General features: G+C 69.9%; 5 protein-coding genes. All 5 read right to left on the bottom strand.

Translation table 11 applies throughout. The features are described from left to right. Window positions 1–144: 144 nt before the first annotated feature. Window positions 145–774 (bottom strand): K(+)-transporting ATPase subunit C, encoded by a 630-nt coding sequence (gene kdpC / locus ACFVU9_RS45025; protein ID WP_380502182.1) that lies wholly within the window; start codon window positions 772–774, stop codon window positions 145–147. Between the two features lie 23 nt (window positions 775–797). Next, entirely contained in the window at window positions 798–2,915 is a 2,118-nt protein-coding gene (gene kdpB, locus ACFVU9_RS45020) for a potassium-transporting ATPase subunit KdpB (RefSeq protein WP_387603800.1), read from the bottom strand. Then, window positions 2,915–4,576, bottom strand: coding sequence for a potassium-transporting ATPase subunit KdpA (gene kdpA / locus ACFVU9_RS45015; protein ID WP_380435828.1), 1,662 nt, complete (start codon window positions 4,574–4,576; stop codon window positions 2,915–2,917). Before kdpA ends, kdpB begins: the two co-directional genes overlap by 1 nt. A gap of 1 nt (window position 4,577) precedes the next feature. Further along, the gene (gene kdpF, locus ACFVU9_RS45010) at window positions 4,578–4,667 is read right to left on the bottom strand and encodes a K(+)-transporting ATPase subunit F (protein WP_037830997.1); all 90 of its coding nucleotides are present in this window, start codon (window positions 4,665–4,667) and stop codon (window positions 4,578–4,580) included. A 352-nt stretch (window positions 4,668–5,019) separates the two neighbouring features. Further along, the gene (locus ACFVU9_RS45005; protein WP_380435827.1) at window positions 5,020–6,852 is read right to left on the bottom strand and encodes an APC family permease; all 1,833 of its coding nucleotides are present in this window, start codon (window positions 6,850–6,852) and stop codon (window positions 5,020–5,022) included. Window positions 6,853–7,423: the final 571 nt, after the last annotated feature.

The following is a 7,423-nucleotide window of genomic DNA, read 5'->3' as shown; positions in this document are numbered from 1 at the left end:
CCACCCGCCCCGAACACCATCTTTGGCGGGGCCTGGGGGGGTGGGTTTTGTTATTATGCGACGGGGGGGGCCGGGCGGCCGCCGGGGGGGGGGGTTGGTGCCCCGCCCGGGTCGGCCCGTTTCACAGCTCCAGCGGTAGGGCTGTCACTTCTGTTCCGCCAGCGCCTTGTTGAGGAGGACGACGTTGACGCCCTCCTGGCCGAGGAAACCGAGGGAACGGCCTTCGGTGTACGTGTCGACCAGCTTGGCGACCGTCTCCACCGGGAGCTTGCGCTCCCTGGCGACCCGGTTGACCTGCTCCTTGGCGTAGGCCACCGAGATGTGCGGGTCGAGGCTGGAACCGGAGGAGGTCAGCGCGTCCGCCGGGACGCTCGCCGGGTCGACGCCGTCGAACTCGGCGGCCGCGGCGCGGCGGTCGTTGACGGCCTTCAGCAGGTCGTCGCTGTTCGGGCCGAGGTTGGAGGCGCCCGAGTTGTCGCCGGCGTAGTTGTTCGCGGAGGGGCGGGGCTGGAACCACTTCGGGTCCGGCACCGGCTCCTCCTTCGGGTCGTCCGGGTTCTTCTTCGGCAGGTTGTAGTTCTGGCCGAGCAGGCTCGAACCGACCTGGTTGCCGTCGGACTTCACGATCGAGCCGTTGGCCTTGTCGCTGAAGGCGACCTGCGAGATGCCGGTGACCAGCAGCGGGTACGCGATCCCGAGGATCACCGTCAGGACCAGCAGCATCCGCAGCGCGGTGAAGTGGGTGCGGACGGTCGTCGGCAGGGGCTTGGACATGATGCTTCTTTCCTTTCCCTGCGTCAGCTGAGGCCGGGGATGAACTGGACGACGAGGTCGATCAGCTTGATTCCGACGAACGGCACGATCAGTCCGCCGATGCCGTAGATCCCGATGTTGCGGCTCAGCAGGGAGCTCGCGTCGGAAGGACGGTAACGGACGCCGCGCAGGGCGAGCGGGATGAGGCCGATGATGACCAGGGCGTTGAAGATGATCGCCGAGGTGATCGCGGACTGCGGGCTGTGCAGGCCCATGATGTTGAGGTGCCGCAGGCCCGGGTACACGCCGGCGAACATCGCGGGGATGATCGCGAAGTACTTGGCCACGTCGTTCGAGATCGAGAACGTGGTCAGCGCGCCGCGGGTGATGAGCAGCTGCTTGCCGATCTCGACGATCTCGATCAGCTTGGTCGGGTTGGAGTCGAGGTCGACCATGTTGCCGGCCTCCTTGGCCGCCATGGTCCCGGTGTTCATCGCGACGCCGACGTCGGCCTGGGCGAGCGCGGGGGCGTCGTTGGTGCCGTCGCCGGTCATCGCGACCAGCTTGCCGCCCTCCTGCTCCTTCTTGATCAGGGCCATCTTGTCCTCGGGCGTGGCCTCGGCGAGGAAGTCGTCCACGCCGGCCTCCTCCGCGATCGCCTTGGCGGTCAGCGGGTTGTCGCCCGTGATCATGATGGTCTTGATGCCCATCCGGCGCAGCTCGTCGAAGCGCTCGCGCATGCCCTCCTTGACCACGTCCTTGAGGTGGATGACCCCGAGGACCTTGGCCGGAGCGTCGGCGATCTTCGTGGCGACCACCAGCGGGGTGCCACCGGCCGCGGAGATGCCGTCGACCAGGGTGGCGACCTCGCCGCCGACCGAACCGCCGTTCTCGTTCACCCAGTTGGTGACGGCGCCGGCCGCACCCTTGCGGACCTGGTGGACTCCCTCGGGCTCGTCCAGGTCCACGCCCGACATGCGGGTCTGGGCGGTGAACGGGACCCAGGTGGCGTGCGTCAGCTCGCCCTGGGCGCGGGCCCGCAGGCCGTACTCGGTCTTCGCCAGGACCACGATCGAGCGGCCCTCGGGGGTCTCGTCCGCGAGCGAGGACAGCTGCGCGGCACTGGCCAGCTCGCCGGTCTCCACGCCCGGGGCGGGCAGGAACTCGGCGGCCTGGCGGTTGCCCAGGGTGATGGTGCCGGTCTTGTCGAGCAGCAGGGTGTTGACGTCGCCGGCGGCCTCGACGGCGCGGCCGGACATCGCCAGCACGTTGCGCTGCACCAGGCGGTCCATGCCGGCGATGCCGATCGCGGACAGCAGCGCGCCGATGGTGGTCGGAATGAGCGCCACGATCAGGGCGACCAGGACGATCATCGACTGCGGGGCGCCCGCGAAGGTCGCCATCGGCTGGAGCGTGACGACCGCGACCAGGAAGACGATGGTCAGCGAGGCCAGCAGGATGTTGAGCGCGATCTCGTTCGGCGTCTTCTGCCGGGCGGCGCCCTCGACGAGGGCGATCATCCGGTCGATGAACGACTTGCCGGGCTCCGAGGCGATCTTCACCACGATCCGGTCCGACAGCACCTTCGTACCGCCGGTGACGGCACTGCGGTCGCCGCCGGACTCGCGGATCACCGGCGCGGACTCGCCGGTGATCGCCGACTCGTCGACCGAGGCGACACCCTCGACGACGTCACCGTCGCCCGGGATGATCTGCCCGGCCTCGACCACCACGTGGTCGCCCAGCTGGAGCGCGGTCCCGGGGACCTCCTCCTCGGCCTGGCTCTTCGGCCAGTCCAGCAGGCGGCGGGCGACCGACTCGGTCTTGGTCTTGCGCAGGGTGTCGGCCTGGGCCTTGCCGCGGCCCTCGGCGACGGCCTCCGCCAGGTTGGCGAAGATCGTGGTGAGCCACAGCCAGACGGTGATCGACCAGGCGAAGACCGACGGGTGGGCGATCGCGGAAACGGTGGTGACGACCGAGCCGACCTCGACCACGAACATGACCGGGTTCTTGATCATCACCCGGGGGTCGAGCTTCTTCACCGCGTCCGGCAGCGAGGTGAGCAGCAGCTTCGGGTCGAGCAGCCCGCTGGACACTCTGTGCGAGCCGGCGGCGGCCTCGGCCTTGTCGGCCGGTGCGGGGGTGAGCGTAGGGGTGGACATCAGGAGAGACCTTCCGCGATCGGCCCGAGAGCCAGGGCCGGGAAGTAGGTGAGGCCGACGACGATCAGGATCACGCCGGACAGCAGACCCACGAACAGCGGCTTGTGAGTGGGCAGGGTGCCCGGAGTGGCCGGGACCGGCTGCTGCTGGGCGAGCGATCCGGCCAGCGCCATGACGAAGACGATCGGCAGGAAGCGGCCGAAGACCATCGCCAGACCGAGCGCGGTGTCGTACCAGTCGGTGTTGACGGTGATGCCGCCGAAGGCCGAGCCGTTGTTGTTGGCGGCCGAGGTGAACGCGTACAGCACCTCGGAGAAGCCGTGGGCGCCCGAGTTGAGCATCCCGGCCCGCTCGCCCGGCAAGGCCATCGCCACACCGGTGCCGACCAGCACGATGGTCGGGGTGGTGAGGATGTACAGCGAGGCGAACTTCATCTCGCGGCCGCCGAGCTTCTTGCCCAGGTACTCGGGGGTGCGCCCGACCATCAGGCCGGCCACGAAGACCGCGACGATGGCCAGCACCAGCATGCCGTACAGGCCGGATCCGGTACCGCCGGGCGCGATCTCACCCAGCATCATGTTGAAGATCGTCAGACCGCCGCCGAACGGCGTGAACGAGTCGTGGAAGGAGTTGACCGCACCGGTCGACGTCAGCGTCGTCGAAGCGGCGAACAGCGAGCTGGCCGCGATGCCGAAGCGCTGCTCCTTGCCCTCCATCGCGGCGCCCGCGGCCTGCAGGGCGGTGCCCCCGTGCTGCGACTCGGCGAAGGTGAGCAGGGCGGCCGAGGCGACCCAGAACAGACCCATCACGGCGACGATCGCGTAGCCCTGGCGGTTGTCGCCGACCATCCGGCCGAAGGTGCGCGGCAGGGCGAAGGCGATCACCAGGAGCAGGAAGATCTCGACCAGGTTCGAGAAACCGGTCGGGTTCTCGAACGGGTGCGCCGAGTTGGCGTTGAAGAAGCCGCCGCCGTTGGTGCCCAGGAGCTTGATGACCTCCTGGGAGGCCACCGGGCCGCCCGGGATCTTCTGGACCTCGCCCGACAGGGTGTGCACGTCGGTGAAGCCGTGGAAGTTCTGGATCACGCCGCTGGCGGCCAGCACCAGGGCGAAGACGATCGACAGCGGCAGCAGCAGCCGCAGCGAGATCCGGGTGAGGTCCACCCAGAAGTTGCCGACGCGGTCGGTGCGGTTGCGCGTGAAGCCCCGGATCAGCGCGGCGACGACGGCGATGCCGACGGCCGCGGAGACGAAGTTCTGCACCGCCAGGCCCATCATCTGCACCAGGTGGCCCATCGCGGACTCGCCGCTGTAGGACTGCCAGTTGGTGTTGGTGACGAACGAGATCGCGGTGTTCCAGGCCTGGTGGCCCTCCATCTGCGGAACACCCAGGTTCAGCAGGAGGAAGGTCTGCAGCCGGATCAGGGCGTAGAGGAAGAGGACGGAGACCGCCGAGAAGGCCAGCACCGAGCGGAGGTAGACCGGCCAGCGCTGGTCGGCGTCGCCGTCCACGCCGATCACCTTGTAGATGCCGCGCTCGACTCTGAGGTGCTTGGCCGAGGTGAGGAGCCCGGCGATGTAGTCGCCGAGGGGGCGGTAGCACAGGGCCAGCGCGCCGACGAGGGCGATGGCCTGCAACCAGCCAGCGAGAGTGGATCCCATGTCAGAACTTCTCCGGGAAGATCAGCGCGACGACGAGGTAGCCGACGAGAGCGACGGCCACGATCAGACCTGCGAGGTTCTCAGCGCTCACAGCTTCTCCACCCCCCGCGCGATCAGGGCGATGACGGCGAACACGGCGACCGTGACACCGACGTAGATGAGGTCGGACATGGGCTCCACCAGCGTGGTTCGGGAGACTGCCGCGACCGGCCGGGGGGCTGATCGCGGCACCGGCGGAAGACCGGCTGAAGCAGCAAACCAGCCATCAGAGGGGCGTTATGGGTTCCTGACGCCCTCCATACGGGTGAACGGTGGACGTTGACGCGACCTTGACGCGGACGGGTGCCAGGACGCGGAACGGTCCCGGACGGGGCGTGCCGTCCGGGACCGTTCGTATCCGAATGTGCAGGTCAGGTGCGTACTGGGTGCGGTGGGGGCGCCGGTCACATCCTCATGCGCAGGCGGCACACGACCGCGTCGGTGCTCCGGCGCAGGGCGCGGTCGATCACGGCGCCCCGCCGGTTCTGCAGCGCCCGCTGGTACCAGTGGGCGGGCTCCACCTCGGGGATCAGCACCGTCAGGCGGTCGTACGCGTGCTCCTCCCCCAGCCTGTTGACGAACTCCGCGATCGGCTGGCCCAGCCGGCGGTGGCCGTCCGGGATCTCCACCAGCGGCACGCCCGGGTCCCACAGCTCCCAGTCCCGCCGCAGCGCCTCGGCCTCGGCCCGCTCGTGCACGACGGTCACCGCCATGACCTCGTCGCCGAGCGACAGCGCCGCCGACAGGCCGTCCCGGGTGAGCCGGGTGATCGCCGTCACCGGGACGACGACCAGGCTGCGCCGGCGGACCACCGCGCCGGGCACCCGGCCCAGCTCCAGGCGTTCGCCGATCCGCTCGTAGCCGCGGTGGATCAGCTCGAAGAGCAGCACCAGCAGCGGCAGCGCCACCACGATGCCCCAGGCGCCCTCGGTGAACTTGGTGCCGGTCACGACGAGCGTCGCGACACCGGTGAGCACGGCGCCGAAGCCGTTCAGCGCGGCCTTCCACCGCCAGTTGGCCGGCCGGTGCAGGTACCAGTGCTTGACCATGCCGACCTGGCAGATCGTGAAGCCGACGAAAACGCCGATGGAGAACAGCGGCACCAGGCTGTTGACGTCACCGCCGGAGCCGACCAGCAGCGCCGCCGAGACGATCGCGAGGAAGAGGACGCCGTGCCGGTGCACCTGCCGGTCGGCGCGCAGCGCGAACACGTGCGGGAGGTGGTTGTCCCGGGCCAGCAGGTGGAGCAGGACGGGCAGGCCGCCGAAGGAGGTGTTGGCGGCCAGGCCGAGCAGGACCACGGTGGAGAACTGGACGACGTAGAACGCGGCGCCGTGCCCGAGCGAGGCGTCGGCCAGCTGGGCGAGCACGGTGACGCCCTCGACCGGCTGGAGGTGGAAGCGGCCGATCAGCACGGCCAGTCCGATCAGCATCACGCCGAGCAGCGCGCCCAGCGCGACCTCGGTGTGCTGGGCGCGCTTGACGCGCGGCATACGGAAGGAGGGGACGGCGTTGGCCACCGCCTCGACGCCGGTCAGCGCCGAGCAGCCGGCCGCGAAGGCCTTCAGCAGGAGCAGTGCGCCGACGGTGGTCGCGTTCTCGGCCAGCACGGACGCGTGGCCGGCGGCGGCCGCGGTGCTGGCGGGGGCGTCCCGGAACAGGCCGACCACGATGATCGCCATGATCGAGAGGACGAAGACGGCGGTCGGCGCCATGAACCAGCGGGCCGACTCGGCGATGCCGCGGAGGTTGACGGCCGTCACCAGGGCCAGCACGCCGAGGCAGAGCCAGACCCGGTCGTCGTACAGGCCCGGCACGGCCGAGGTGAGCGCGGCCACGCCGGCCGTCACCGAGACCGCGACGTTCAGGATGTAGTCGATGACCAGCGAGGCCGCGGCCGTGAGAGCGGTCCGGCGGCCCAGGTGCTCCTTGGCCACCGCGTACGACCCGCCGCCGTCCGGGAAGGCCGCGATCACCTGTCGGTAGGACGCCACCAGCACGGCCAGCAGGACGGCTATCGCCACCGTGACGGGGAGCGTGAAGCCCAGCCCGTACGCCCCGGCCGCGGCGAGCACCAGGACGATCGACTCCGGCCCGTACGCCACCGAGGCCATGGCGTCCAGCGAGAGGGCGGCCAGGCCGCCGAGGGCCGAGAGGCGGTGCCGTTCGTCACCCGCGCCGGCGTCCGGGGGCTGGGGGTCGGCCTCGACGGCCGGGGTGGAGATGGCGCTGGACATCGACGGGACCTCCGCAGTCGGTAGTTGCTCCGATCCTGCGGGTCACGGCCCCGGCGGGACTCCGGCCCCTACGCGATCCTGACGCGGCCGGGAACGCCTTTTACGCGTCGTTGACGCCGCGCCCGGAGGCACGACGGGAGCGCGGCGGGCGCACGGGGGAAGGTCTGGACGGGGGTGGGCGGGCCACGTCACGGCGGTCGCCGCTTGGGAAGACGGGAAGGACTCCCACCCCCGTGGCCCCCACTCTGCTGCCTGCCACCTGTAATTGCAAGCAATGTGCAATAAGTCGCCACCCGATCGACCCGCCGGGCGGAACGCGGAGAAAAACGAAAACAGCCCCCGATCCGCGTTTCCGCAGATCAGGGGCTGTTCTCTATCCGGTGGCTGGTGCAGGGTTCGAACCTGCGTAGCTTGCGCGACAGATTTACAGGCCGCTGACCAGGCAGCTCCTGATCACGGACCGAATCTGGTCCGCGCCTGGTCCGGATCATGGTCTCGGCGCCCCTACCAACCCACCTCCGCAAGCACCTGAAGGGCCGCATCGGGCAGCGGTATCCGCAGCCCCCAGGCG

It is taken from the genome of Kitasatospora sp. NPDC057936 (assembly GCF_042887525.1).
Classification (GTDB): Bacteria; Actinomycetota; Actinomycetes; order Streptomycetales; family Streptomycetaceae; genus Kitasatospora.
The sequence above is the reverse complement of the archived record's forward strand: the minus strand, read 5'-3'. Positions and strand labels throughout refer to the sequence as shown.

What these genes read in the sequence shown, in the direction of transcription:
- kdpB (WP_387603800.1), bottom strand. Translation starts at nt 2,915, where the DNA reads ATGTCCACCCCTACGCTCACCCCCGCACCGGCCGACAAGGCCGAGGCC.
- kdpC (WP_380502182.1), bottom strand. Translation starts at nt 774, where the DNA reads ATGTCCAAGCCCCTGCCGACGACCGTCCGCACCCACTTCACCGCGCTG.
- ACFVU9_RS45005 (WP_380435827.1), bottom strand. Translation starts at nt 6,852, where the DNA reads ATGTCCAGCGCCATCTCCACCCCGGCCGTCGAGGCCGACCCCCAGCCC.
- kdpA (WP_380435828.1), bottom strand. Translation starts at nt 4,576, where the DNA reads ATGGGATCCACTCTCGCTGGCTGGTTGCAGGCCATCGCCCTCGTCGGC.